The 25,710-nt window shown below is 65.2% G+C and carries 25 protein-coding genes; 13 read left to right on the top strand and 12 right to left on the bottom strand.

All coding sequences use genetic code 11. The features are described from left to right. The first annotated feature begins 2 nt into the window (after positions 1-2). The gene (ccsB, locus tag QM615_RS21165; RefSeq protein ID WP_149406669.1) at positions 3-968 is read left to right on the top strand and encodes a c-type cytochrome biogenesis protein CcsB; all 966 of its coding nucleotides are present in this window, start codon (positions 3-5) and stop codon (positions 966-968) included. 565 nt (positions 969-1,533) lie between these two features. After that, the gene (locus QM615_RS21160) at positions 1,534-2,868 is read left to right on the top strand and encodes a MinD/ParA family ATP-binding protein (protein WP_283347887.1); all 1,335 of its coding nucleotides are present in this window, start codon (positions 1,534-1,536) and stop codon (positions 2,866-2,868) included. Between the two features lie 13 nt (positions 2,869-2,881). Here QM615_RS21160 and QM615_RS21155 read toward each other — a convergent pair whose 3' ends face one another. Both QM615_RS21155 and QM615_RS21150 read right to left on the bottom strand, forming a co-directional pair. Beyond that, the gene (locus QM615_RS21155; protein WP_032393904.1) at positions 2,882-3,079 is read right to left on the bottom strand and encodes a hypothetical protein; all 198 of its coding nucleotides are present in this window, start codon (positions 3,077-3,079) and stop codon (positions 2,882-2,884) included. Positions 3,080-3,215: 136 nt separating this feature from the next. Next, positions 3,216-3,431, bottom strand: a complete 216-nt coding sequence (locus QM615_RS21150) for a BldC family transcriptional regulator (protein ID WP_121873449.1) — start codon at positions 3,429-3,431, stop codon at positions 3,216-3,218. 198 nt (positions 3,432-3,629) lie between these two features. On the opposite strand from QM615_RS21150, the gene QM615_RS21145 reads away from it, so the two are divergent. Together QM615_RS21145 and cds1 are read left to right on the top strand one after the other, a co-directional pair. After that, entirely contained in the window at positions 3,630-3,983 is a 354-nt protein-coding gene (locus QM615_RS21145; RefSeq protein WP_121873448.1) for a DUF4229 domain-containing protein, read from the top strand. Continuing rightward, positions 3,980-5,062 carry an L-cysteine desulfhydrase Cds1 gene (cds1, locus tag QM615_RS21140; protein WP_121873447.1) on the top strand — a complete coding sequence of 361 codons (1,083 nt, stop codon included), beginning with the start codon at positions 3,980-3,982 and terminating at the stop codon, positions 5,060-5,062. The genes QM615_RS21145 and cds1 overlap by 4 nt, the downstream gene beginning before the upstream one ends. 6 nt (positions 5,063-5,068) lie before the next feature. Here the strand turns inward: cds1 and QM615_RS21135 are convergent, their stop codons facing one another. The 4 genes from QM615_RS21135 to QM615_RS21120 form a co-directional block, all read right to left on the bottom strand. After that, on the bottom strand, positions 5,069-5,380 hold the full coding sequence (locus tag QM615_RS21135; RefSeq protein ID WP_149406670.1) for a hypothetical protein: 312 nt from the start codon (positions 5,378-5,380) through the stop codon (positions 5,069-5,071). Positions 5,381-5,385: 5 nt separating this feature from the next. Further along, positions 5,386-7,845, bottom strand: coding sequence for an aminopeptidase N (gene pepN, locus QM615_RS21130; protein ID WP_149406671.1), 2,460 nt, complete (start codon positions 7,843-7,845; stop codon positions 5,386-5,388). Between the two features lie 26 nt (positions 7,846-7,871). Next, positions 7,872-9,194, bottom strand: a complete 1,323-nt coding sequence (locus QM615_RS21125) for an HNH endonuclease signature motif containing protein (RefSeq protein ID WP_149406672.1) — start codon at positions 9,192-9,194, stop codon at positions 7,872-7,874. 122 nt (positions 9,195-9,316) lie between these two features. Beyond that, the gene (locus tag QM615_RS21120) at positions 9,317-10,225 is read right to left on the bottom strand and encodes an NAD(P)/FAD-dependent oxidoreductase (protein WP_149406673.1); all 909 of its coding nucleotides are present in this window, start codon (positions 10,223-10,225) and stop codon (positions 9,317-9,319) included. A 77-nt stretch (positions 10,226-10,302) separates the two neighbouring features. Between QM615_RS21120 and QM615_RS21115 the strand changes: the two genes are divergently transcribed. The 5 genes from QM615_RS21115 (at position 10,303) to QM615_RS21095 (ending at position 12,425) form a co-directional block, all read left to right on the top strand. Next, positions 10,303-10,803, top strand: a complete 501-nt coding sequence (locus QM615_RS21115; RefSeq protein ID WP_149406674.1) for a MarR family winged helix-turn-helix transcriptional regulator — start codon at positions 10,303-10,305, stop codon at positions 10,801-10,803. After that, a complete protein-coding gene (locus tag QM615_RS21110) occupies positions 10,787-11,212 on the top strand; it encodes a nitroreductase/quinone reductase family protein (RefSeq protein ID WP_262498464.1) in 426 nt (141 codons plus the stop codon). Before QM615_RS21115 ends, QM615_RS21110 begins: the two co-directional genes overlap by 17 nt. Before the next feature lie 65 nt (positions 11,213-11,277). After that, the gene (locus QM615_RS21105) at positions 11,278-11,493 is read left to right on the top strand and encodes a helix-turn-helix domain-containing protein (RefSeq protein WP_121873443.1); all 216 of its coding nucleotides are present in this window, start codon (positions 11,278-11,280) and stop codon (positions 11,491-11,493) included. A 6-nt stretch (positions 11,494-11,499) separates the two neighbouring features. Further along, positions 11,500-12,012: a Clp protease N-terminal domain-containing protein gene (locus QM615_RS21100; protein WP_149406675.1), complete on the top strand. Its 513-nt coding sequence runs from the start codon at positions 11,500-11,502 to the stop codon at positions 12,010-12,012. A 32-nt stretch (positions 12,013-12,044) separates the two neighbouring features. Then, positions 12,045-12,425, top strand: coding sequence for a phage holin family protein (locus QM615_RS21095; RefSeq protein ID WP_121873441.1), 381 nt, complete (start codon positions 12,045-12,047; stop codon positions 12,423-12,425). Here the strand turns inward: QM615_RS21095 and QM615_RS21090 are convergent. Then, positions 12,422-13,291 carry a 1,4-dihydroxy-2-naphthoate polyprenyltransferase gene (locus QM615_RS21090; protein ID WP_121873440.1) on the bottom strand — a complete coding sequence of 290 codons (870 nt, stop codon included), beginning with the start codon at positions 13,289-13,291 and terminating at the stop codon, positions 12,422-12,424. The genes QM615_RS21095 and QM615_RS21090 overlap by 4 nt on opposite strands. A gap of 47 nt (positions 13,292-13,338) precedes the next feature. Beyond that, positions 13,339-14,595: a DUF7159 family protein gene (locus QM615_RS21085; protein WP_149406676.1), complete on the bottom strand. Its 1,257-nt coding sequence runs from the start codon at positions 14,593-14,595 to the stop codon at positions 13,339-13,341. Positions 14,596-14,754: 159 nt separating this feature from the next. Between QM615_RS21085 and QM615_RS21080 the strand changes: the two genes are divergently transcribed. Continuing rightward, a complete protein-coding gene (locus QM615_RS21080; protein WP_262498465.1) occupies positions 14,755-18,000 on the top strand; it encodes an AfsR/SARP family transcriptional regulator in 3,246 nt (1,081 codons plus the stop codon). On the opposite strand, the gene QM615_RS21075 is transcribed toward QM615_RS21080, so the two are convergent. From QM615_RS21075 to QM615_RS21065, 3 genes are all read right to left on the bottom strand, one after another. After that, positions 17,997-18,830 (bottom strand): ABC transporter permease, encoded by an 834-nt coding sequence (locus QM615_RS21075; RefSeq protein WP_149406678.1) that lies wholly within the window; start codon positions 18,828-18,830, stop codon positions 17,997-17,999. The genes QM615_RS21080 and QM615_RS21075 overlap by 4 nt on opposite strands. Next, positions 18,827-19,780: an ATP-binding cassette domain-containing protein gene (locus QM615_RS21070; RefSeq protein ID WP_149406679.1), complete on the bottom strand. Its 954-nt coding sequence runs from the start codon at positions 19,778-19,780 to the stop codon at positions 18,827-18,829. Before QM615_RS21070 ends, QM615_RS21075 begins: the two co-directional genes overlap by 4 nt. Before the next feature lie 68 nt (positions 19,781-19,848). After that, a complete protein-coding gene (locus QM615_RS21065) occupies positions 19,849-20,628 on the bottom strand; it encodes a PIG-L family deacetylase (protein ID WP_149406680.1) in 780 nt (259 codons plus the stop codon). A gap of 62 nt (positions 20,629-20,690) precedes the next feature. Here QM615_RS21065 and QM615_RS21060 point away from each other — a divergent pair, with 62 nt between their 5' ends. Next, positions 20,691-22,367 (top strand): alpha/beta hydrolase, encoded by a 1,677-nt coding sequence (locus QM615_RS21060; RefSeq protein ID WP_262498466.1) that lies wholly within the window; start codon positions 20,691-20,693, stop codon positions 22,365-22,367. 172 nt (positions 22,368-22,539) lie between these two features. Beyond that, a complete protein-coding gene (locus tag QM615_RS21055) occupies positions 22,540-22,914 on the top strand; it encodes a nuclear transport factor 2 family protein (RefSeq protein ID WP_149406681.1) in 375 nt (124 codons plus the stop codon). A 176-nt stretch (positions 22,915-23,090) separates the two neighbouring features. Here QM615_RS21055 and menE read toward each other — a convergent pair whose 3' ends face one another. Then, on the bottom strand, positions 23,091-24,179 hold the full coding sequence (gene menE / locus QM615_RS21050) for an o-succinylbenzoate--CoA ligase (RefSeq protein ID WP_262498477.1): 1,089 nt from the start codon (positions 24,177-24,179) through the stop codon (positions 23,091-23,093). Between the two features lie 138 nt (positions 24,180-24,317). Between menE and QM615_RS21045 the strand changes: the two genes are divergently transcribed. Beyond that, a complete protein-coding gene (locus tag QM615_RS21045) occupies positions 24,318-25,667 on the top strand; it encodes a hypothetical protein (RefSeq protein ID WP_149406743.1) in 1,350 nt (449 codons plus the stop codon). The last annotated feature ends 43 nt before the right edge of the window (positions 25,668-25,710 follow it).

Below are 25,710 nucleotides of genomic sequence, written 5' to 3'. Positions count from 1 at the left end.
CGATGCCGATCAACGAGACCCTCTCGCAGTACAGCGACTGGTCCTTCGAATCAGCGTTCACCATCTACGTGCTCGCATTCGTCCTGCTCATCGCCCAGTACGCCTCCGCCAAGGCGACGGCCGTCCAGGCCAAGGAACTCGTCGGTGCCGGTGCCCCCGTTGCCGACAGCCGACCGGGTCGCGTCGCCGAAACGCCGAAGCGACCGCTCTCCGATCGACTCGCAGGCATGGGCTTCGCGTTGCTCGCCCCGGCTCTCGCACTGCACGTCGCCTCGGTGGTGCTCCGCGGCTTCGCCACCCACCGATTCCCGCTCGGCAACATGTACGAGTTCGTCACCATGGCCACCGCAGCCGCAGCCCTCACCTCGGTGATCGTGCTGCGCAAGAAGACGATGCGCCCGATGCTCGTGTTCGTCCTCGCGCCGATCATCGTGCTGATGTTCTTCGCCGCCACCAAGCTCTACGCCGACGCCGCACCGGTCGTCCCCGCGCTGCGCTCGTACTGGCTGCCCATCCACGTCACCATCGTCAGTGTCGGCAGCGGCATCCTGCTGGTCTCCGGTGTCGCGTCCCTGCTGTTCCTGCTGCGCATCAAGCAGCCCCTGGGAGAGGAAAGCGTCGGTTTCTGGGGCAAATTCGCCTCCAAGCTGCCCGACGCCCAGGCCCTCGACCGACTCGCCTACAAGACGACCATCGTCGCCTTCCCGCTCTTCGGAGCCGGCGTCATCCTCGGCGCAATCTGGGCCGAAGCCGCCTGGGGACGTTTCTGGGGCTGGGACCCCAAAGAGACGATGTCGTTCATCACCTGGATCATCTACGCCGCCTACCTGCACGCCCGCGCCACCTCCGGATGGCGCAACACCCGCGCCGCCTGGATCAACATCGCCGGATTCACCGCCATGCTCTTCAACCTCTTCATCATCAACATGGTGGTCTCGGGACTGCACAGCTACGCGGGACTGAACTGACCGTCGGTCGTTCCACAAGCTCCACGCTGGACGTCCAGCTGGTAGCGTCCGATCCGGCTCGATGGGGGACACATCCGAGCTCGGATCTTCGATGTGGGACGCAAACTGGGGGGAATCGGTCATGGCCGATCGGCACGAGAACAACTGGCAACCCGTCCGGCCACTGGACGACGACGTGCCGGAAGAACACGTAGCGCCGCCCACTGAATCCGGGCCGGTCGTTGTCGCAGCGGCGACCGAGGCCACACCCGCACCGCCGCGGGAGCCCTTTCGATCGACCCCCATCACCATGCCGCCCGAAAGCATCTCGGACGCGCCCGTGACGCAGCCCGAGGCCGCGCCCACACCGCCACCGGTTTCTGCGCCGCGCCCTACCCAACCGAAGGACGGGTCTGGACCGGTAGAAGGTGGAAATGCCGTGGTCGCCGCGACCCCGGCCGCGGTGGACAAGACCGCAACGGCGAAACCCGTCGAACCGCCGAAGCCTCCTGTGGCGTCGACCGTGAAGCCAACTCCTTCACACACGCCGCCCGTCGCATCGGGACCGCCCCCGCCTCGGAACCAAGTGCCTCAGAATCCGGTGCCTCAGAATCCGGTGCCTCAGAACTGGGCCCCGCAGAACGACTGGGCCCCGCAGAACCACTGGGCTCCGCAGAATTTCGGTGGGCCGCAGAATCAGGCTGGGCAGCAGAACTATTGGGCTCCGCAGAATCAAGGCGGCCCGCATGGGCAGTTGGCGCCGGAGGGCCAATGGAATCCCCAGAATCAGTGTAACGCCCAGAATCAGTGGGGGCCTCAGCCCGGCCAATGGCCCCAGCCGCAGCATCAGACTCAGCCGCATCAGAATCTGCCGCATCCCAGTCAGCCCCAGCAGCTCAGGCAAGGCGCTGTGGACGCGTTGGTTGTCGCGCCGGGAGCGGTACCGGCCATTGACCCGAGTCGGTCGGGGGAGCAGCCGGTGTCGTCGCTCGATCTCGGCAGTTCGTTGCTCGTCCGATCAGGGAATGTGCCGCCGGTGGCAGGGTGGCGTCGGGCGCTGTATCTGATGTCGGGCGGTCGTGTGGATGTCGGTAACAGTGCCGCCCAGCAGCGCCGCCTGGTTTTGACCGCGCAGGTGGACCGTCCTCTCGTCGGGTGCCATCGCGTCGCAGTGCTGTCGCTGAAGGGGGGCGTCGGCAAGACCACGACGACGGCCACCCTCGGCTCGACGTTCGCCGAGATTCGAGGTGATCGGGTGATCGCGATCGATGCCAACCCCGATCGCGGAACGCTGGGGCAGAAGGTGCCGCCCGAGACGACTGCCACCGTTCGTAATTTGTTGCGCGACATAGAGTCTCTGGACCGCTACAGCGACGTCAGGGCCTACACGTCGCAGAACGCGCATCGACTGGAGGTGTTGGCATCCGATTCGGATCCGGCGGCGTCGGAGGCATTCAGCGGTGAGGATTACGATCGCGCGGTATCGCTGTTGGAGAAGTTCTACAGCATCGTCATCACGGACTGCGGCACCGGTCTGATGCACTCGGCCATGGAGAGCATTCTCGAGGGAGCCGACACGCTGGTGGTAGTCAGTTCGGGGTCGGTGGACGGCGTGCGGAGCGCGTCGGCAACCTTGGATTGGCTCGATGCACACGGCTACCGCGAGCTGGTCGCCACATCGGTTGCGGTGGTCAACGGGGTTCGGCCCCGAGCCGGAAAGGTCGACCTGCAGAAAGTTGTCGAACACTTCGAGCAACGGTGCGCCCGTGTTCGGACCATCCCGTTCGACCCGCATCTCGAGGAGGGGGCGGAAATCGAACTCGATCGTCTTCGTGGGCGCACGCGAAAGGCACTGTTGGAAGTCGCGGCGGCGGTAGCGGCAGGATTCCCTGACGCACCCACCGCTGCCCACCGCAACTGAGAACTACCGGACCCTATTCGCTGGGTTCGGTACCGGCCTCGGTCCCGTCTTTCCCTCCGCGGCGAGCTTCACGGTTGATTCGCCACAGAAAATCGGGATCGTCATCGGGTCCGACAGTGCGGGTGGGTGGAGCCTGCGTGCTGGGTCCGAATGCCTTCCAGAACAGCACGATGACTGCCACCAAGCCGATCAACGCCAATAGATAGATCACGACGCACCTCCTACTACGAGGGTAGCCGTGATGCAACCGCCTCCGCACCCGTCGAGCGACGAAGATTCCTGAGAATGTTCGATGAGTTCGTACGGGTGCGGATACTGCGGATGGATTGCTCTCGGGGACTCGCGAATCAGCGGTGTGCGCCGGCTTCCGTCGTCAGAGAGGTCAGCAGTTGCATGACCTCGGTCTCGCGGAATCGACGGTGCCCGCCCGGAGTGCGGAGCGATCCGAGGCGGCCGGCGTGTGCCCAGCGTGTCACTGTCTTGGGGTCGACGTGAAAAAGCGCGGCTACCTGACCCGGTGTGAGAAGTGAGTCCTGAGCCTTGTGGAATGTGGGTGCGCTCATCTGTCGTGTCCTCCTACGATGCGGTTGGGCGCATGTGCGTCGAACCGGAGATATCGGTCTACTGCGTTCGATCCCCATGGTTGCACTCGAACCCCTAGGTACTCGACTGATACAAGGTTGGTAAAGGGGAGGTAATGGACAAATCGGTCATGCTGGGGGTGGGTCGAAGTGCCCGCCGAGCCCGGTAGATTGGGACCCGTGAGCGACGCGACGAATGCAGAGAGCAACGATCCCACCAGCGAAAACGCCGCGCCAGGTAGGTCGGCGAAGAAGTCCCTCGCCGTCAACCTCGGTGTCTACACCTTCGCGCGATTGGCGCTCGTCGTCGTGATCGCGGCCGTCATCGTCGGCGTCGGTTTACTCTTCGGTGTCGAGGTCCCGGTACTCGTGGCCGCGATTTTCTCGGTGCTGATCTCGCTACCGCTGTCGCTGCTCCTGTTCAAGAACATGCGTATTCGCGTCAACGAGTCCATCGCAGCTGTCGACGAGGACAGGCGCGCCGCGCGCGCGGACCTGCAGTCGAAGCTGCGCGGTGAAGACGGCAAGAAATGACCAGGTCGGTCGATCACTCGGGATCCCGGGCATGGGTCGACAATGCGGTCCGGTTGATCGAGGCCGATTCCCAACGCAGCGCCGACACGCACTTGCTGCGATACCCGCTCCCCGCTGCCTGGGGAATCTCGCTGTACCTCAAAGACGAGTCGACGCACATCACCGGCAGCCTGAAGCACCGGCTGGCTCGGTCGCTCTTCTTGTACGCAATCTGCAACGGCTGGGTCACCGAACGCACCACGGTGATCGAGGCCTCGTCGGGCTCCACTGCCGTCAGTGAAGCGTATTTCGCCGGATTGCTCGGATTGAAATTCGTCGCCGTGATGCCACGGAGCACCAGCCCGGCCAAGATTGCTCTCATCGAGTCCCACGGCGGGAGATGTCACTTCGTCGATCAACCCGGCGAGATGTACACCGAAGCGCATCGACTCGCGGCCGAGCCCGACAGTCATTACATGGACCAGTTCACGCACGCCGAACGAGCCACCGACTGGCGCGGAAACAACAACATCGCCGAGTCCATCTTCGACCAGCTGCGGCTCGAGGAATGTCCCATTCCCGACTGGGTGGTCGTCGGTGCAGGGACCGGTGGAACCAGCGCCACCATCGGCCGCTACATCCGATATCGCAGGCACGCAACGCAATTGGCAGTGGTGGACCCCGAGAATTCGGCGTTCATCGGCGGTTACGAGTCCGGAGACGCGGGCTACGAGACAGGGCTGTCCTCCCGCATCGAGGGCATCGGCCGACCGCGCGTCGAACCCTCGTTCGTCGGCCAGGTGATCGATCGAATGATTGCAGTGCCCGACGCCGCCTCCGTGGCCGCCGCACGATTCACCTCGGACGCACTCGGCAAACGAGTGGGCGGATCGACGGGCACCAACATCTGGGGTGCCTTCGGATTGATCGCGGAAATGATTGCCGCAGGCCGCAGCGGGAGCGTAGTGACACTGCTGTGCGACGGCGGAGATCGGTATTCGCAGACCTATTTCGACGACGCCTGGGTTTCGAACCAGGGAATGGATCTCGATGAACCGACCGCAGTGCTCGAACAGTTCATTCGTACCGGAGTGCTCTGAGGCGACCTACTTGCCCACCGCCATCGATGCCGCTGCAGTTGCAGCGGACACCGCGGCGACCGCCGGCCAGGCACCGATCTTCTTGGCCAGCGGGTGCGAGGCACCGAACGCGACGAGATAGGTCCCGAGCAAGGCACCGGCACGGGCCGAGCCCGAGGATTTCTGCCAGCGGGTCGTGCATGCCACGCCGACGGCTGCGAGCACCGCTCCGCCGAGCTGACGATTGTGTGACTGCCGGGCAACGGCGAAGCCGCCGAGCAGACCGCCGGCAGCGAGCGCGGACGTGGCGAGCGAGCGGCGAGTGGCGTTGGTGGGCATGATTATCACCCTAGCCGCGCCTGCACCCGCAGGCTCCTCGCAAGGTGGTCTCGTTGCTCGATCACCAAGCGCCGCAGGGCAGCCGGTGCCCACTCGTGCTCGGCGAGCCAGCTGTCCGCGGCCTCCGTCGACGACTGCTGCGGGAACAGGCGGACGACGATTCGCCTCGCGATCTCGATGCTGCGCGAGGTCCACAACGACGAGATGGCCTCGAAGTACCGGTCGTGATACTCCTGCGTCAGGTCCGGTCGGTGCCCGGCCCCGAAGCCGGTGATGAAGGCGTCGAGAACATCGTTGGACGCATCGTCGCGCTCGGTGATGGCAGTCCACGCCCGCGCCTTGACCTCGGCATCGGGTATCGCCGTCGACGCCGCGGTGTGTGAGGTGCGCCCCGACGAGGTGTCGTCGGAGGCCAGCTCGGCGTCGAGCTCGGCCGAGGTCGCGTTCCCGGTTGCGGCCAGGGCCAGCCAGAACGACCAGCGCTGATCGGGATCGAGACGCAGTCCTGGCACCGTCGCCGCGCCGTCGAGAAGTGCGCGCAGGTCGGGCGCGCGGGAACCGTCGAGTTGGGCCGCGGCCGCAGTGGCTCGCGCCCACACCAACTGGCTATCGCTCCCTGGCTCGCTCGCATGCAGTTGCGTCCACGACGCCTCGAGCCACTGCCGGGTGGGTTCGCCCCGTCGGTCCTCCGGGAGGTAATGCTCGAGGGCGTACGCCACGTTGGCCGTGACCGCCGACAGCAGGCCGATCTTGGGCTCGTTTGGCGCGAATTCGGTTGCGATGTCGATGTACTCGAGCGCAGACATCTCGGCATCGCGGGTGGAGTTCCACAGCGCTGACCACACCAGGCCTCGGGCGAGGGGATCGACGATGCGATCGAGGTGGTTCCGCACGGTGGTAGTCGAGCGCTCGTCGAATCGGATCTTGGCATACGTCAGGTCGTCGTCGTTGAGCAGCACCAGTGCGGCATCGGGAAAGTCGACCGGCGTTCGTGCATCGGTGATGTCGAGTTCTCGGCGGTGGGTTCTCGTCAGATTCCCCGCGTCGTCGAGATCGTAGAGCCCGACGGCGATTCGGTGAGGCCGCGGATCTGTCTGCTCGACGGCATCGCCGGTGTAGCTGAGCGTGGAGACGCCGGTGGTCTGCAGCCATGCTGCAGCCCAGGTGTCGAGGTCGCGTCCGCTCGCTGCGGACATCTCGCTCAGCAGATCCGTCAGTGTGGTGTTACCGAAAGCATGGGTGCGAAAGTAGTTGCGGGACGCGGCGAAGAAGGCATCTGCACCCACGAACGCCCCGAGTTGTTTGAGGACGCTCGCCCCCTTGGCGTAGGTGATGCCGTCGAAGTTGAGCTTCGCGGCCTCGAGGTCGGTGATGTCGGCGACGATCGGGTGAGTGGTCGGGAGCTGGTCCTGCAGGTATGCCCACGCTTTTCGTCGGTTGGCGAAGCTGACCCAGGCATCGGTGAATCGGGTCGCCTCGGCCGACGCGTACGCACCCATGAAGTCCGCGAAGGATTCCTTGAGCCACAGGTCGTCCCACCACTGCATCGTGACGAGGTCACCGAACCACATGTGCGCCATCTCGTGCAGAATCGTGTTTGCTCGGGCCTCGTACTGGGCTTCGGTTGCCGCAGAACGGAATACATACGATTCGGTGAACGTGACGAGGCCTGGGTTCTCCATCGCGCCGAGGTTGTATTCGGGGACGAAGATCTGGTCGTACTTTCCGAACGGGTACGGGTAGTCGAACTTGTCGTGAAAGAAGTCCAGGCCCTGCTTCGTGATGTCGAAGATGTCCTCGGCATCGAAGTATTCGGCGAGCGACGCCCGGCAATACGCGCCGAGAGGGACGGTGAGTTCACCTCTTGTCCAGGACGATTGGACGCGGTGATACGGACCGGCCGCAATCGCGGTGATGTAGGTCGATATCGGCAGGGTGGGAGCGAAGGTGGTGACAGTGTCGGCAGTGACTCCCTCACGGTTCGACAGCACGGTCCACGTCGGTGGAGCCGTCACCGTCAGAGTGAAGGGCGCTTTGAGGTCCGGTTGCTCGAAGTTCGCGAACACCCGGCGTGCATCGGCAGGTTCGTACTGCGTGTAGAGATAGACGTTGTCGTCGACAGGATCGACGAACCGATGCAGTCCTTCACCCGACCGGCTGTACCGTCCGCGCGCGCGAATCCGGACGATGTTGTGCTCGGCGAGCCCCACCAGTTGAATCCGTGAACCGTCGTAATCGACCGCCGCGTCGATGCCGTTGACAGTGACCTCGTCGACCGAGGCACCGATGAAATCGACCCATGTCGCCGCTGTGGTCGCGTCGAATTCGATCGTCGTCACTGTCTCGAAGGTGTCGAGGTCTGCGTCCTCTGCGCGCAGAAGATCCAGGTGAACGCGATAGTTCACCCCGCCGATGTGGCGCGATCGCCTGCGAGTTTCGGTCCGAGTCAGATTCGCGGTGCTCACCGAACCAACCCTAGGTGATCGAATCTTCACAGGGTCGGCGCAGTGAAGTAGTGGCGTCCGAGTGGGTCGACGATGTGCAGCACCCCTTCCGGTAGTAGTTCCGTGTGCCAGAGTTTGCGCGTTTTCAGGTTGTGGTGGAGTCGACAGCGCGGGCCGATGTTCGTCGAGATCGTCCACCCCCCTCGCTCCGGATTCTGCCGATCGAACTCGACGACGTGGTCGAGGTCGCACCGGTCCGAAGGCACGTCGCATCCAGGATGCAGGCAGTACGGATGGTCGGCGCGAACTCGCGCCGCGAGTGCCCTGCTCGGCTTGTAGGACAGTGCCCCCGGTGGCGGAACCGTCATGCCTCCGTGACCGTCGGGGTACAACGCGTGCACGCCGAGGGGATTGCTCTCGACGACGGCCCGCCAACGCTCGATCAGCGTCCCTCCTCCTGGTCGCGATCGCTGTGCCTTGTCGGGTGGTGCTGTGTCCCCGGGTGGCGCTGTGGCCGGTGGCGGTTGCCTGATCGGCCGCACCGGCCCCTGTGGCGCGGATTCCGAACTCGCAGTGGATGTCTCGTCGGATCCGGCTGTGTCGCTGGTCGAAGCGTCGGTCGCGCCAGCTGGCTGCGGCTCGTCGGCCTCGGGAATCGCGACGTCACCGCGGGAGGTCAGGCACGATGCGCACTGGCACATAAGTGCCTCGCCACGCATCAACGCATTGTGTGCTTCGCCTCGTCGTTGATCGGGGGATCGAGGATCCTCCGGGTGCAGGCGCGCGATCTCGCCGTCGATCCGTGAAATCTGTTCGTCGGCTTCGCCATCGGTCATCACCGTGGTGAGGCTGGACATTCCTCGTGCTCGTCTCCGCAACCGGATTCGCTTCTCCGTGCGCGCAGCACGCTTGCGCACTTCGCGGTCCCAATCCGGATCGGCTTCGGTGAGCAGTCGATCGATCTCGCGCCCCAGAGCGCCCGGTGCCATCTCTCTGGCGGCCTTGAGGACCTCGGCTTCGATGTCGACCACCGTGTTCGGTCGAGCGTGGAGCAAGTGATCGTGAATCGTCCTGACCCGCTCCATGTCGAGTGAACCGTCGACGAATCGACGTTTCACCGATGGCTGCAATCGGCGCCACATCTGCACCTTGTTGTTGACCGACGCGAAGGTGGACGACAGTGCCGCCGCCAGCTCGCAGATCGCCGAGCTGTAGAGATCCTTTTCGGTCACTCCTGTGTCCCACGGCGAGGCGAATGCGGTTCGGCCGCGAACGTAGTCGTCCATGAGCGCCAGTTCCGATGCGGCAGCAGCGTTGATCGTTCTGCGCGCACCGAGAACGTCGGCGAGTGCAGAGTGATCGTCAGCCATCCATGTCGACTCGCGTAGCCCCATGTCACCCCCCAGCGACGAAGGGCCGAACACGTATTCGACCCGTTGCCGAGAAGTGTAGAACCGACCACCGACAAGTTCTGCCGCCCTGGTCGAGGCGCTCAGCGCGAGCGAACGGCCAAGGCGACATCGAGAGCCAGCAGGTAGTGATTGATGTCGATCGCTGCCCGAGAGCCTGCTGCCGCCGAATTGATCAATTGTGCAGGCGAATCCGAGACGTTGCCCGCGGCCCACAGTCCGTCCACGCTGGTGCGGCCGGTCGGGTCGGTTGCTACCCACCCGTTCTCCAGTCGCGCGCAACCGATCCGGGTCAGCAGACCGTCGTTGGGGACGAATGTCGGGCCGACGAAGACGACCGCTCTGGGAACGACGCTGCCGTCGGTGAGTTCGACGCCGGCGACGATGCCGTCTTCCGTGACGAGCCGAGAGACGGGGACGTCCACGATTCCGACCGATCGGGCGTCGAGTCCGATCCGTTCGTCTTCGGTCAGCTCGATCCCGTTGGTGAAGAAGATGACGTCCGAGGACCATTGGCGAATCAGCGAGGCCTGATGGACGGTGAACGGTCGATTCGATCCGCCGATCACGGCAATGGGTTGATCTCGCACCTCGTAGCCGTGGCAGTACGGACAATGCAAGACCCCTGAGCCCCAATGCTCCCGTACGCCCGGAATGTCGGGCAGCTCGTCGCGGAGACCGGTGGCCACCAGTATCGATCGAGAATCCAGAACCGAGCCACTCTCGAGGTGAACCGTGAATCCGTCGTCGATGCGAGTGACATTGTCCTGCACTAGCTCCCCGCCGTAGCGGAGCACTTCCCGGATTCCCTCCTGGCGTAGCTCGTGCGGCGATGCGCCATCACGCGACAGGAAACCGTGAACATGATCGGCAGGCGCATTGCGTGGATGCCCGGCGTCGACCAGGACCACTCGCCGGCGAGCGCGGGCCAACAGTGTTGCGGCACTGAGCCCGGCGGGTCCGCCGCCGACCACCACGGTGTCGTACGTCAAGAGGGCTCCTCGAAGTCGATGGGCTAGAGTCTGAACGTAGCAGGACTGTCAACTGGTTAACAATATTGGTGGTGACGATGACCGACGCATCGCTTCGTGAACTGACCTGCACACGGTGGGCCGAATCCAACCCCGGCCTCGACGCCTCGCCGATGCAGGTGGTTGCCCAGATCAAGCGCATCGTCGCGCTCCTCGAGTTGGCCGTCGAACCGATCTACGACGCCGCCGACGTCACCGTGGCCGAGGTCGAACTGATGGTGCCGCTGCGCTACGGCACGGAACCCGTGACGGCAGTTCGGTTGGCCGAACTGCTCGGTATGACTCGCGCCGGAGTCGGCAAGGCGTTGGGGAAACTCGAGCGCCGCGGATTCCTCGAACGCGTGCAGAACGCCGAGGATCGGAGGTCCGCGTCGATCACGTTGACCGACGCGGGCAAAGATGTTGTGGACGAGGTCTTTCCGCGCGAGCTTGCGGCTCACGGCCGATTGTTCGACGCATTGGGTGCGCGACGGGAGCGAGTCCTCGAAGCCCTGAACATATTGGCCGAGTCGATGGAAGACGGTGTGTCCTCGCAGTGACGACTCCGTCGAGCGGCAACGCCGCTACGCTCGGCATCACGTGCAGGGCAACCCCGGAGGCGGCACAGTGAACACCTTCCAGAAATCGGCAGCAGCGTTCAACAAGGTTTTCGTGGTCGTCATGAAGGCGCCGGTGCTCGACAGAGTGCTCGGACGGTCGATGGGGATCCTGACCTATACCGGCCGGAAATCCGGCAAGGAGTTCTCACTGCCAGTGGCCTACAAGCGAACGGGCAATCACGTGAAAGTTGCGGTGGCCGTGCCGGACAAGAAGAGCTGGTGGCGAAACTTCGAGAGCGACGGCGGTCGGGTCGATGTCGACCTCGCCGGCGTCCATCACTCCGGCCTTGCCGTGGCGACTCGTGACGACCGTGGGCGGGTGACTGTCGACATCGACCTGGATCGCTGAATGCGCCGTAGGTCATTGCGTCAACCGAAGTTGACAGCTACCTCTTGTCAACTTATATTGACATCATGACCGAAGCCACTGCACTTGCTGCCGCAGCCGCCAGCTCCGATCCGGGGGAGGGGCTGCGTGCGGTAGCCGCTCTTCGGCGGTTGCTCGAGCGCCTGGAGGCCGTTCAGGTCGCCAATGCACGACGCAACGGCTGGGCCTGGCAGGCGATTGCCGACTCGCTGGGAGTCAGCAGGCAGGCCGTCCACAAGAAGCACGGCGGAAAGGGAAGGTAGACAATCATGTTCGAGCGATTCACCAAGTCGGCCAGAGCTGTCGTCGTCGGCGCGCAGGGCCACGCGCGGGCGTTGCATTCGCACCGGATCGAGCCCGTACACCTGTTTCTCGGTGCCCTCGATCATGCCGACGAACCTCTGAAGAAGGCACTGGGGGCAGCCGGATTCACAGTCGACGGAGTTCTCGCGGACGCGCAGTCTCAGGATGCGCGTGCGCTGAAGTCTCTCGGAATCGATCTGGACGCCATCGTCTCGACGATCGACTCCACTCTCGGCCCGGGCGCACTGGAGGGCGCGCAGACTTCAGTACCGCATCACCTCCCGTTCGCCGCATCGGCCAAGGAAGTGCTGAAGCTGTCGCTGAAGGAAGCCGTCGAACGACGGGACCGCGAGATCGGCGTCGAACATATTCTTCTCGGTTTGGTTCGTGGTGCCGATCCGTCGTTCACCGAACTGGTGCAGCAGCAATGCTCACTCGAGCAGTTGCGATCGGTTGTCTCGCTCGTGCGGACGGCGTAGCTCTCGGCCGTTTGCGACTCTACGATGGCGCCATGAACTTCTTGATTCGGCTCGTGATCAACGCCGTTGCCATCTGGGTTGCCAAAGAATTCGTGGACGGCATCACTGTCACCAGCTCGGGGCGCGGCGACGGGTGGGACATCGTGGTGCTGCTGGGTATCGCGGCCGTGTTGACGATCGTCAATGCGTTCATCAAGCCGCTGGTGCAGCTCATGTCGCTGCCGTTGCTGATTCTGACTCTCGGGCTGTTCACTCTCGTGATCAACGCGTTGATGCTGTTGTTGACGGGCTGGCTGTCGTCGCAGACCGGCTACGGTCTCGAGATCGTCGGTTTCGCCGCCGCGTTCTGGGGCGCGATCATCATCTCGATCGTGAACTTCCTGTTGGGCGCGTTCGTGCCCGACAAGCGTTAGGCGAAGGCCAACGCAACGCCGGTGCTCGCGCCCCAGACGAGCATCGCCAGGCCCGAATCGCGCAGCGCCGGAATCAGCTCGAATCCATGAGCTCCCTTGCGTACCGGGGAATTCGCGCGAGCCGCGAAGGGAAGCGCGAGCAGGCCGACCAACGCCCATGGGGTGCGAGCGATCAGAACGACGGTCATCGCGAACGGCACCACCAGCAACGCGAGATGCAGGTAGCGAGTGCGGGTGTCGCCCAATCGCACTGCGAGAGTGAGTTTCCCGGATTCGGTGTCGGTGGGGATGTCGCGCAAATTGTTGGCGACCAGGACTGCACTCGAGAACGATCCGACAGCCACCGCTGCCAACACTCCCGCCCAGTCGATCTGCTCGGCCTGCACGAACTGGGTGCCGAGAACCGCAACGAGACCGAAGAACACGAACACGGCGATCTCGCCGAAACCGCTGTAGCCGTACGGCTTCGAGCCGCCGGTGTAGTACCAGGCACCGGCGATGCAGACGAGCCCGACGATGACCAGCCACCACGCGCTGGTCGCAGCCAGGACCAGTCCGGCCACTGCGCCGACTGCGAAGCAACCGATGGCGGCCTTCTTGACTGCCCCGGCGGACGCGGCCTTCGAGCCGACCAGTCTCAGGGGCCCGACTCGATCGTCGTCGGTGCCACGGATTCCGTCGGAGTAATCGTTGGCGAAGTTGACGCCGACTATCAGAGCCAGCGAGACGACCAACGCCAGCAGCGCCTTCCACCACACTCCTCCGTCCAGCGATACGGCCGCACCGGTGCCGACGAGGACGGGGGCGATCGCATTCGGGAGTGTGCGCGGTCGCGCACCTTCGATCCATTGCGCAGTGGTGGCCATGAGCGACGATCTTTCCGTATCTGTCCGACGGGTGAGAACGCGGCCGGTCAGAACGGCAGGCGCGGCAATACCGGCAGCGGGATGACGGGCATCTGGACACCGGGAATCTGTGGGAGGGGCACCGTGGGGGGAGGCGGAGGTGGTGGCGGGTAGTAGTGCGGCTGCTGGTATTGCACGTAGGGCGCTGCATCGGCGGCAGCAGGTGCAGGTGCGGTGGTGGTCGGTGGGGGAGGTGGGATGTCGGGGGGCGGCGACGATGTGGCCGTCGTGGTGCTGGTGGCGGCAGGCGTCGTGGTTTGCGGAACCGACTCACCGACGCTGGCGGGGGTGCTCAGCGGTTGACTCTCGTCGCTGGATCCGAGTGCGGTGAACAGTCCGATCGCGGCGATGACGCCCGCGATCGGTAGTGCGATCATGCCCAGCCGTGCCAACGCGGGGCGGTGCGAGACGAGGGGCGGCACGTGGGTCGCGTCGACGTGGGTGGCGTGTACCGCGGCACCGCCGGCGACGACCAGCTCTGGTCTGTCCGGGACGACGACCGGCAGTTGCAGGAAGCGTTCGAGGGTGGCACGGACCAACGGAACGTTGGACGTGCCGCCGATGGCGATGACGGCGTCGGGATAGAACTCGGCCTCGAGGCCGAGTTGACGCACCGTTTCGGCGGCCATTTCGGTGGAGCGTGCAATGGACAACTCGAAGATGTGCCGCTCGAGGAGGATGTGCTCGCCGTCGGGAGTGCTGGTGGTCAGGTGCGAGGACAGCGCTTCCTTGATCCCGCGGCAGAACGCCGTGAGCGCACTGTCTTCGTCCGGAGATTGGGGCGGACGCACTATGCCGAGTCCGAGTATGTGTTCACGGACCACAGCGTCGAAGGAGGCACCGCTCATGGCGGTGGTCCGCGCCGAACCGTAGGAGCGGCCGGATTCGACGTCCACGATGTCGACGTCGACTCCGGTCTCGCCCGCGTCGAACAGCGCGACCGTTCGGTGATGGGAGGGAAGCCCCGGGCGCAGGTACTCCATTGCCGCGCCCGTCCTGTCGATGAGGTGGACGTCGGAGACGTACTCCTCGGCCAGCGCGTCGGTGATCCCGGTGCGTTCCTCGGGGGTGCGATACGCGACGCCGAGTGATTGGGGCGCGTCCGGACTGTCGACGATGCCGCGGACGACGCGCGCGACGTCGGACGCGGTGGGGGAGAGCTGCCAATCGTCGAACTGGGTGCCGTCGGTCCACGCGCCGTCTTCGGTGGTCCGTGCCGTGCGAATGCCGCACGTGCCCAGGGACACCCCCACTGACGAACGCATCGCTTCTCCGGCCTCTCCATTTCGGTGACGGTGTTCAGGTCTGAAGAACTCGCCCTCATGACAGGCGACGTGAACACTGTACCGTCTCGCGGTTTGGTTAGAGGCTCGAAACAATCCGAAGGTCAGGTCGATGGGGTCACATCATCGGCCTACGATCTGGTGGCAGTGCCCATCGATATCGCGCATCCTCGGACGAATCACCTCACGACCGATCTCCCGGTGGTGGGGATCCTCGGCGTGGTCGCGACCCGAATCGGCAGCGATCTCGTTGCGGTACCGGGTGCGCGAGCGCAGGCCCTGCTGGTGGCCTTGGCGCTGGCACCGGGGCGGATGCGGTCGGCGCAGGCGCTCATCGACGAGGTGTGGCCCGACGAGCCTCCCCGTTCGCCGAAGAACGCTCTGCAGACGCAGATCTCTCGGCTGCGGTCGGTGTTGCCCGCAGGCGTTCTCGAGAGCAACCGCGGTGGCTATCGGTTGGCTCTCGACTCCGACGACACCGACCTCGGCCGCGCGCGTGTCCTCACTCGCGCTGCGGAGGGTCGGCTCGCTTCTTCGCAGTGGCAGGACGCTCTCGACGGTGTGCTCGACGCCCTGAGGCTGTGGCGAGGGGAGCCTGCGGAATCGGTCCGAGTGCAGGCCGAACTGCTCGAGGTCGCGCTGAGGTCCATACAGATCTCGGCGCTGCTCGGGTTGCGCCGTTTCGACGACGCCATCCCGCTTGCTCGGGCGAGAGTCGCCGCAGATCCAACCGACGAACTTGCTACCGCCGACCTCATGCGTGCATTGCACGGCGCAGGCAGATCCAACGAAGCCCTCACGCTGTTCGCGGCGTTGCGAACCGAACTCGCCGAACGTCTGGGAACGGACCCATCGCCGGCCGTGACCGCGTTGAACACCGAGATTCTGGGACACACCACACCGAAGATGCTGCAGGCCATCGGTCTGCGCGCCGCACCGAACGCACTCATCGGACGAGGCGACGACGTCGACGCGATCGAGGTACTGCTCGGCAGTTCTCGTGTGACCACGGTCCTCGGTCCCGGCGGCGCGGGTAAGACGCGGATCGCACACGAACTCGGACGCCGCGCCGGTGCCCACATGTCGGTAGCTTTCGTCGAACTGGCATCGCTGCGCAGCGAGGAGGACGTCGCCTCGGCGATCGGAGCGACCCTGGGCCTCACCGAGGCCGACGTCAAGGTCGGTGGGCTTCCGGTCGCCCGGGTCCATTCGATTCGGGAACGACTGGTCGACGTCTTCTCGACGCGGCGGGGCTTGCTGATTCTCGACAATTGCGAGCACGTGATCGACGAGGTCGCGGTGGTGGTCGACGCCCTGGTTGCGTCGACCGACGCGGTGACGGTGCTGGCGACGTCGCGTTCCCCGATGGGGATCACGGCCGAGTCGGTCTTTCCGCTGCCGTCACTGGGCCTCATCGGCTCGAATTCGCCTGCGACGGAACTGTTCTGCATCAGAGCGCGGGCAGTCCGGCCGTCGGCGCACCTCGAACCCGACGCGGTGGCCCGCCTGTGCCGTACGTTGGACGGATTGCCGTTGGCGATCGAACTGGCTGCGGCACGGGTCAAGTCGATGAGCGTCGAGGAGATCGACGCGAGGCTCGACCGTCGCTTCACGCTACTGAAATCGGCGGATCGAACCAGGCCCGAACGGCATCGGACGTTGCACGCCGTCATCGACTGGAGTTGGAATCTGCTCGACGCCTCCGAGCAGGCGGCGCTGCGTCGACTGTGCCGGTTCCCAGCGGGATTCGATCTCGACGCAGCGAGGCAGGTGGCGCAATGGGCTGCAGTGGAGGATGTTTCAGCTGCGCTCGACGGTCTGGTGAATCAGTCCATGCTCAGCGTGGTCGAGACGACGACCGGAATTCGGTACCACATGCTCGAGACGGTGCGCGAGTACGGCGAGGAGCAGCTCGACGCCAGCGGCGAGGTCCAAGAAGTCGCAGCACGACTGCGTGAGTGGTCCACGTCCGTCGCGGTTCGGGTGTCCGCCGGCTATTCCGGTGGGCGTCCGGCCGAGATGGTAGCGCTCATGGAGGCCGAACACGACAACCTGCTGTCGGTGATGAGACATTCTCATGTGCAACAGTTTTCGGACCACGTGTGCACGTTGTTCTCGGTACTGGGCTACTTCTGGGCCATGCGCGGGGCGCATTCGGAGGTGCTCAACTGGGCAGACCGGGTGTCGAGAAGCATGCGTGGCGGGATGGTCGGCACGCCCGACGACAATGCCGCGATGGCCCTGCTGGTGCTGGCAGCCCACTTCGCCTACGGCGGGGATCTTCGTCGGGTAGCTCGCATTCGCATGGATCTCCGGCACCTGCTGAACAGTCGAGCCGGGATGTCGCCGGGGTTGCGCTTCAACTCGGAGGTTGTGGTCCACCACGCCGGGGGTCGAGGATTGGCCCGAAAACTGGCCCTGGCCATTCGATCCGAGTACGACGACGTTCGCTGCAACGCATACGTCGTTCGCTCGATGCTGGCTCAGAACTCGGGCCGCCTGTACGAGTCGATCCGAGACGGCGAGCAGGCGCTCGTCATCGCACGGCGTCGGGGCGACCTGTGGGCCGTTGGCTCGACGTCGCAGACGCTGGCCAGCTCGTACGGGCTGTCGGGTGACTACGCGCGGGCCGTGGAGTACTACCGAACCTCGGCCGACGTCATGTGGGAGATGCATGCGTTCGAGGAGAGCATGCAGACGCGCGCTTTTCTGGCGGTGGCGTTGATCGGAGCCGGTCGCGTGGACGAGGGACGGGGACTGATCGACGAGTTGGAAGCCTCGGCGCAGGGGCAGGAGATCACCCTCGATTCACCCTCGGACACTGACGTCGGCGCCCGCTGGGATCGCGCTCAGCAGCGGTCGAATTCCGCGTCGTTGACGGCGGCGCGGGCTGCTGCGGATCTCGAGGACGGTCCCGTCGAGCAGGGTCTCGAGGGTTTTCGTGCCGCGTTGGCGTTGGGTGGGTGGCCGTCGGAGGATCCGAGTGATCCGTTCATGACCATTCTGGTGTGTGCGGCCGTGGGTGCGCACGTTCTGCACGGTTGCGGCGAGGATATGGCCGATGCGGTGGCGGCGCTGACGCGCAAGCCGTGGAATATGTTGGTGCCGGGCGGTTTCTACGACACTCCGATGCTCGGCGCAGTTGCGTGTGCGGTGGGTTCGTTCGAGATTCACCGCGGAGACCGGGCGTTGGGGATGCAGTTGCTGGCGGTGTCGAGCAGGGCGGTGGGTCGGCAGGACTTTCCGTCGATGCGGATCGATCGACATGTCGCTGCGGCCCGAGCGATTGCCGGTGACCGTGAGGTCGACGCCGGGCTCGCTCGGGCCGCAGTATTCACCAGAAGTATTGCGCTGCAGGAGATTCTGCGGTTGCTTCCGCTTGTCTAGGCCTTGCGCATGTACATTCGGACGGTCAGTGGGGCGAAGATCGCGACGATGACGGCGCCGCCGACGAGTGAGTACACGACGTGAATTCCGAAGTGTCCGTTGTTCGCCAGTTCACGAACGGCCGTCACCAGGTGGGATACGGGGTTGACATCGGCGAATGCGCCTAGCCAGCTCGGCATCGTGCTGGTGTCGACGAAGGCATTGGACAGGAAGGTAAGCGGGAACAACACCAGCATCGAGATGCCCTGAACCGACGAGGCTTTGCTCATCAGGGTGCCCAGCAGTGCGAAGATCCAGCTGATCGCCCAAGCGCAGAACATCACCAGTAGTACCGCTCCAGCGAGACCGAGCGCACCGCCGGCCGGGTGGTAGCCCATCGCGAGTCCGGTGAGGAAGCAGACGACCGCGGCGATCAGGTAGCGGATGACGTCGGCCATCAATGCGCCTGCGAGCGGCGAGATTCGGGCGATAGGGAGCGATCGGAATCGGTCGAAGACGCCCTTGTCCATGTCCTCGCGTAGCTGGGTACCGGTGACGACGGAGCCGGTGATGACCGTTTGCACCAGGATTCCCGGCACGATCAACGGCAGGTACGAGGTGACGTCGCCTGCAACCGCGCCGCCGAAGATGTAGCTGAACATCAGCGTGAAGATGATCGGTAGGAAGACCACATCGGCGAGCTGTTCCGGGTTGTGCCGGAGCTTGAGCAGACCCCGATAACTCATGGTGACGGACTGCGCGGCGGTGCGGGTCAGGCCGATGTGGCGCACGACAGGTCGGTTGGCGGGGTCGATGTGTGTCGAAGACTGCGGGGTGAGTGTGGTGGTCATGCTGCGTCCTCGTCTGCGCTCTTGCCGGTGAGGGTCAGGAAGACCTCGTCCAGGCTGGGTTTGGTGACGGTGATTTCGTTGACGTCGATTCCGAAATCGCGCAAGCGAATCAAGATGTCGGGGGTGATCGACGTGTCGGCCATCGGTGCGGTGAGGCGAGCCGACTCGGGGCTGACGGCCACCTCGACGCCCAGCTGCTCGGCAACCAACGCTCGTGCGTCGTCGATCTGGTGTCGGTCGGTCAGAGTCAGTGCGAGAGCGGATGTACCCACCGAGGACTTGAGCCCGTCGGCGGTGTCGTCGGCTATGACGCGGCCGTGGTCGATGACGGCGATTCGATCGCACAGCTGGTCGGCCTCGTCGAGGTACTGGGTGGTGAGAAGGACGGTCGAGCCCTCGGCGACGAGGCGTCGGATGGTGTCCCACATCTGCGCTCGGGTGCGGGGATCGAGGCCGGTGGTCGGCTCGTCGAGGAACAGCAGCGGTGGTGCCGAGATGAGGCTCGCTGCCAGATCGAGGCGTCGACGCATGCCGCCGGAGAACTTCTTCAATGGTCTGGACGCCGCCTCGGTCAGCCCGAATTCCTCGAGGAGGTCGACGGCTTTGGCCTTGCTCTCGCGGCGACCGAGCCCGAGTAGGCGGGAGAAGACGACGAGATTCTCGGTTGCGGTGAGGTCCTCGTCGACAGACGCGTACTGGCCGGTGACGCCGACGAGTGACCGGACGGCGGTGGCGTCGGCGACGACATCGTGGCCGAAGACGCGAGCCGAGCCGCCGTCGGGCCGCAGGAGGGTGGCGAGCATGCGGACCGTCGTGGTCTTGCCCGCGCCGTTGGGACCGAGGACGCCGTAGACCGCCCCGGTGGGAACGGTCAGGCTCACGCCGTCGACGGCACGTTGCTTACCGAATGTCTTGACGAGGTTCTGGGCCTCGATTGCTGGTGTGGTCATGGGGCCAACGATGACCCCGGGCGCTTGCACGACGCGTACATCGCGCTTGCGTCCGCTGTCCGGCCAGTTCAGAGCGGGAGCGAGGTCTCCGTGAGGCCGACGCCCCCGGTGCCGCGTAGCTTTCTGAACCATTCGGTGCCGAACGTGGTGGCGAGGTCCTCCAGAGACATCTGCAGAAACGGTCCGAAGTCGCCGACCTGCGTTTCGTGGGCTTCCATCGCTGCCCGTTTGGCGGCCATCACGCTGGACACGTCGACCACCGTCGTGATCTCGGTTTCCGGCAGGCCGAAGGTCTCGATGTCCGGCGGTGACGCTTCTTCGCCCCAGTGCGGATTGGCTTCCATCAGCTTGCGCATGTGATCGCGGTTGGTGGTGGTCTCGTACACGAAACGAGTCCCGGCGATCTCGGTGGCGCGCTTGCCGACGACGTGCACCTGGATGTGGTCCGGATGACCGTAGCCACCGTTAGGGTCGTAGATGGTGACGACGTCGGCCTGCTCCTCGAGCAGTACGTCGGCCAATCGTTGTGCCGCAGTGCCGACGTCGACGTTGCAGAACGCGTCCGGGTTCGCGTTCTCTGCAGTACTGGCCATTCCGGAATCGGCATAGTGCAGCCGCACGATGCGGGCGACTCCGAGAGCGGCGGCCGAACGATCCAGCTCGATGCGCCTGCGCTCGGCCAACGTCTCGCCCTCGGCGAGGATGCCGTCGGGGTACTCGCCGAGGGCACCGTCGGTCGCGGTGACCAGGACGACGCGGTGGCCGGCATCGGCGGCGAGGCGCATCACGCCACCGGTACCGAACACCTCGTCGTCGGGATGTGCGTGGAAGCAAACCAGGACACTCATGTACTGAATGCTTGCACGTCGAAGTGGGTGCAGCCCAGTCGGCGGAGAAATACGATCTGGTAGTGACTACACGGCAGTCGGCCCGGATCGGTTCGTGGTGGCGGGGCTCGCGAGGGGATCGGTACTGCCGCGCGCTGCATCCCGTGGGCCTGCTGTTCGCCGTGGTGTTCTTCGCGCTGTCGATGACTCCGTCGCTGTTGCCCCGCGTCTGGTATCTACAGGCTGTTGCCACCGGTATCAGCGTCGCGATCGGATACGGCGTCGGATGCCTCATCGCGTGGGTGGTGCGACGCTGTGGGGTGTCACCGGACTGGTCCGAGCAGTGGCGTCGACGCGGGTGGTGGGCGTTTGCCGTTGTTGCGGCGGTGGTGATTCCGCTGTTCCTGATCCTGGGATCGTGGTGGCAGCAGATCGTCCGCAAGCTCGTCGGCGTGGAAGATCCCGGCAGGCCGTTGTACATCGCGGTGCTGGTGGTCTCCCTGGTGGTGGCCGTGGCTGTGCTGGCGTTGGGTCGTCTGCTGCGGCGAGCATCTCAGGCGTTGACGCGGTGGGGTAAGCAGTACGTGCCGAAGCCGGTCGCAAGGATCACCAGCGTGATCGTCGTGGCCCTGTTGGTGGTGTTCGCCGTCAACGGCGCGCTCGTTCGCGGCATCGTGGCGGTCGCCGAACGGTCGGCTTCGACGGCCGATCGTGGTACCGACGAGGGAGTGGAACAGCCGAGCGCTGTGGAGCTTTCCGGTTCGGACGCGTCGAATGAGCCGTGGGATTCGCTCGGCCAACAGGGGCGACGGTTCGTCGCGTCCGGTGCCACCGTGGACGAGATCAGCACATTCACCGGTAGGCCCGCGGTGCAACCGATTCGCGCGTACGCAGGTGTCGAGTCGGCAGAGACCATCGAGGGTGTCGCCGACCGAGTGGTCGCCGAGCTCGAACGCACCGACGCGTTCTCGCGCCCGGTACTCGCCGTTGCCACTACCACTGGAACGGGCTGGGTCAACGAATCCGTCGCTCGCCCTCTGGAATACCTGTACGACGGCAATTCTGCGATCGCGTCGATGCAGTACTCGTTTCTGCCGAGCCCGATGGCATTTCTGGCCGACCGGCAGACTCCGCAGGATGCCGGACGAGCCCTCTTCGAGGCGGTGTACGAAGTGTGGAGCGAACTCCCCGAGGATTCGCGACCCAAGCTGGTGCTGTTCGGCGAGAGTCTCGGAGCCTACGGCGGACAGGATGCGTTCAGCGGCGCGCAGGACATGATCGCGCGCATCGACGGTGCCCTGTGGGTCGGCAACCCGAACTTCACGCCTCAGTGGGCGCGCATCACTGCCGGACGCGACGCCGGTTCCCGCGAGATCCTGCCCGTCGTCGACGGCGCAGAGCACGTTCGCTTCGCGAGTTCGTCCGGGGATCTCGACATCGGTGGTCGGTGGGAAGAGCCCCGAATTGTGTACTGGCAGCACGCATCCGATCCCATCGTGTGGTGGTCGCCGGATCTGATCCTGAACCGGCCCGACTGGCTACGAGAACCGCGCGGTGCCGACGTCGACCCCGGAGTGCAGTGGTTCCCGTTCGTGACCTTCTGGCAGTTGACCTTCGATCAAGTCTTCTCCACGAACGTCGACGACGGACATGGCCACAGCTACGGAGCCGACGCGGTGAACATGTGGGCCGACATCCTCGAGCCGCCGGGCTGGACGGAGACGGACGTGAAGCGGTTGTACGACAAGATGGCGGGCTGAGCGGTTGCTCGGTTGCCGGACCCCCGCCGCTCGCCCCTACCCACCGCCTACCCACCTCCGCCGCAAACGCGCGCGCGTTTGCCGAACGCGCGCACGTTCGCCACCTGTCCGCTGTCTATTCCGCGCGCACCTGACAAACGCCCGCGCATTCGTGCGTGAGACAGCGCATCCCATGCCGCCTGCCTCCGCCGGTCGACCCAGCGCTGACAACGACCTGTCGACGGTTCTCGCGCTCGAACGAGAGCTGCAGACTGCCGAATGTCGACGCGATCGCGAGCGACTGACCCGTCTGCTCGCCGACGATTTCACCGAGGTCGGAGCCTCGGGCACGATGTGGGACAAGTCGTCGATACTCGACATGCTCGGCAGCGAAAGCCCCGTCGAGATCGAGGTGATCGAACCCGTCGGACGGGTGATCGGTCCAGATTATGTTCTGCTGCAGTGGATTTCGAGAACGTCGGAGATGCGCGCTCGTAGAACCTCGCTGTGGCGGCGCACGGACACCGGATGGGAACTGGTGCACCATCAAGGCACGCCGCCTCAATGACCGTTCCGGCGCACACGCGCGCGTATTTGCTGAACGCGCGCAGTTTCGCCACCGGTTCGCTGACGATTCCGCGCGCACCTGACGAACGCGCGCGCGTTTGCGGTCAACTGAAGGCCGCGGCGGTCAACCGGGGGCGCAGCGCCAAACCCGGGACGCAGCGCCGAACGGGACTCAACTCAGCGCTTCTCCAGCACAGTTTGCAGTTCCGCCCGATTCAGTTTTCCCGGACCTCGTGTGGGTAGGGAGTCGAGCAGAAACAATTCTCGTGGCGCGGCGGTGATGTCCAGCGAGGCGGCAACGTGGGAGCGCAGGTCCGCCAATGTCACCGGAGCAGAGGCGACGACTGCGACCACGATTTTCTGGCCCAGTCGCTCGTCGGGCAATCCCACGACTGCACATTCGAGTACCGCGGGATGCGTGATCAGTGCGGCTTCGACCACCTGCGGCACGACGGTCAGTCCACCGGTAGAGATTGCCTCGTCGAGTCGCCCGGAGATGCTGAGAACCCCGTCGACGATGGTTCCGGCGTCGTCGGTGCGGAACCATCCCGGTTCGGCGAAGGCCGGATGGTCGGGTAGTCCGCGATAGCCCGAGGCCACGGTTTTGCCGCCCAACACGACCCGGCCGTCGTGGATTCGAACCAGTGTGTCGCGTAAAGGAACTCCGTCGTACACGCAGCCGCCGGCGGTTTCGCTCATTCCGTAGGTTCGCACCAACCGGATTCCTGCGTCGTGTGCCTTCTCTCGCAGTGGTACCGGCGTCGCGGCCCCGCCGAGCAGCACTGCGTCCAGTGAGGCGAGTGCCGCGACCGCCTCGGGGATCTGGAATGCCTTCACCAGCTGCCCGGGGACCAGCGAGGTATAGCGCAGGGGTCCCGACATCGATCCCACCGCGTCGATCAAAGCGGAGGGATCGAAACCACCGGACACGTCCATGACGACGGGCGAGGTTCCGGCGAGCACGCTGCGGAGTAGCACCTGCATTCCGGCGATGTGATGCGCGGGCAACGCCAACAGCCACGACCCTGGTCCGCCGAGTCGCTCCTCGGTGGCCGTCGCCGACGCCACCAGTGCAGACGCGGACAGCATGGCCCCTTTGGGGACACCCGTCGTCCCGGAGGTCGCGACGACCAGGGCGATGCCGTCGTCGATGGGGGTTCCCGGTGTCAGTGCGTCGTGCAGGCGCTCGGTCTCACGCGGGTCGTCGGCGGGCACGGGAAGCAGGGCCGGGCCGTCGCCGGCGAGCATGCGACTCAGCCGCGGCATGATCTCCGCCGCTGCAGGCCCCGACGGAATGGATACGCTCTCGAGCACGGACTCGAGGCTAGTCGCTCGGCTCGATCGCGGACGGGCGCACCCGCGGTTGTCACCCGACATCGAGTCGCTGTGGAACAGTGGAACACCGTGAAGGGATCGGGCATGGACGACGCGGTGTGGGCAGCTCTGTCGTACTTCGATTCCGTCGATCCCGCGCTCGCCGCCGACGCGCGCCTGGGGTGGGACGGTCTGGTCGACGTGTCTCCGCCCGCGGGCCCGACGCAACATTCCGTGCAGACCTACCTGTGGGTGTACCTGCGCCACGCGGCCGAGGGGCCCGATCGCGCCGTAGATATCGCCCGTGCGCTCGGCGACCTGCTCGACCGGCTCGGACGCGTCGGGTACGCGGAGATCGCCCGAAGCGCCGTCACCGAGGAGCTCGTGCGAACACCCGACGACGCCGAGTGGTTGCAGCACTATCGCGCCGCCACCGAACAATCGGGCATCGGCGCCGTCGATACCGAGCTCGTCACCTGGCAGGACGCCCCGACCGGCGTCGAGCGGGCCATCGTCGAAAAGATCGGCGAGACACTGGAAGTGGCGACCATCGCCGGCGAGTTCGAGCCGTCGAAGCCCGGTGGGCGACCGCTCGGTGCCAACGCGCAGGCCATGCGTCGACGCGGCGTCACCGATGCTGTGCTGACGTCCGATCGGGGTAAGGACGACTCCGAGGCAGTCCTGCTCGAACAGCTTCTCGACCACCGCATCGAGTTGTGGAGCAACTACAGCGCACCGCGGGCCGAGCTGTATCTGGGGCTGCGCGAGACGCTGCACGAGGCCGTCGAGCCGGTGTACGGCTGTGTGCGCAGGCTCGAGAGTTTCATCGGATGCATCGGGGACGGGGTCGCGTTGACCGACGCCGGGTACCTGCCGGACGAGTTGGTGGCGAGCATCGCGAACACCGTGTTTCCTGCGGCCGAACGGCCCTCGCATGTTGGCCGCGAACTCGACACGGAGAAAGTCCTGATCGTCCGACGCCTCCTGATGAGGGTGCGTCTGCTGCGTCGTTCCGCCGGGCGGTTGGTACCGACGGCCCGAACTCGACAGCTCAGCTCCGACGGGCTCTGGCGTGTGCTCACCGCAGGCATCGTCGGCACCGAATATCACCCGGACACGATTGCCGCAGAGGTCGTTCTGGCCCGCATGATCGTCGGTCACGATGTCGCCGACGTGGAATCGACAGCAGACGACCTGGCGCGTCTGCTGCGCGCCGAGGGGTGGACTCATTCCGGCGAGGAGCCCGCTGCCGAGCACGCCGAGCCGCTTGCTCGGACCTTGGTTGCCGAACTGAGCGCCCTCGGGGCGTTCGAGTTGCCGGACCCGGGCCAGGCGTCGAGGCTGCAGCCGGTCGGCTCGGTCGCGACCGACGAAGGCAAGCGACTCGCCGCGGCGGTGCTGCGGCATCGGCTGCTGCACACTCGCTATCCGTCGTTGTGACCGCTCTCGGATGGGCTATCGGTCGAAACTGCAGATGTGGCAC

This window comes from Rhodococcus sp. IEGM 1341, assembly GCF_030056895.1.
In the GTDB taxonomy this organism is placed as follows: Bacteria; Actinomycetota; Actinomycetes; order Mycobacteriales; family Mycobacteriaceae; genus Rhodococcoides.
The sequence above is the reverse complement of the archived record's forward strand: the minus strand, read 5'-3'. Positions and strand labels throughout refer to the sequence as shown.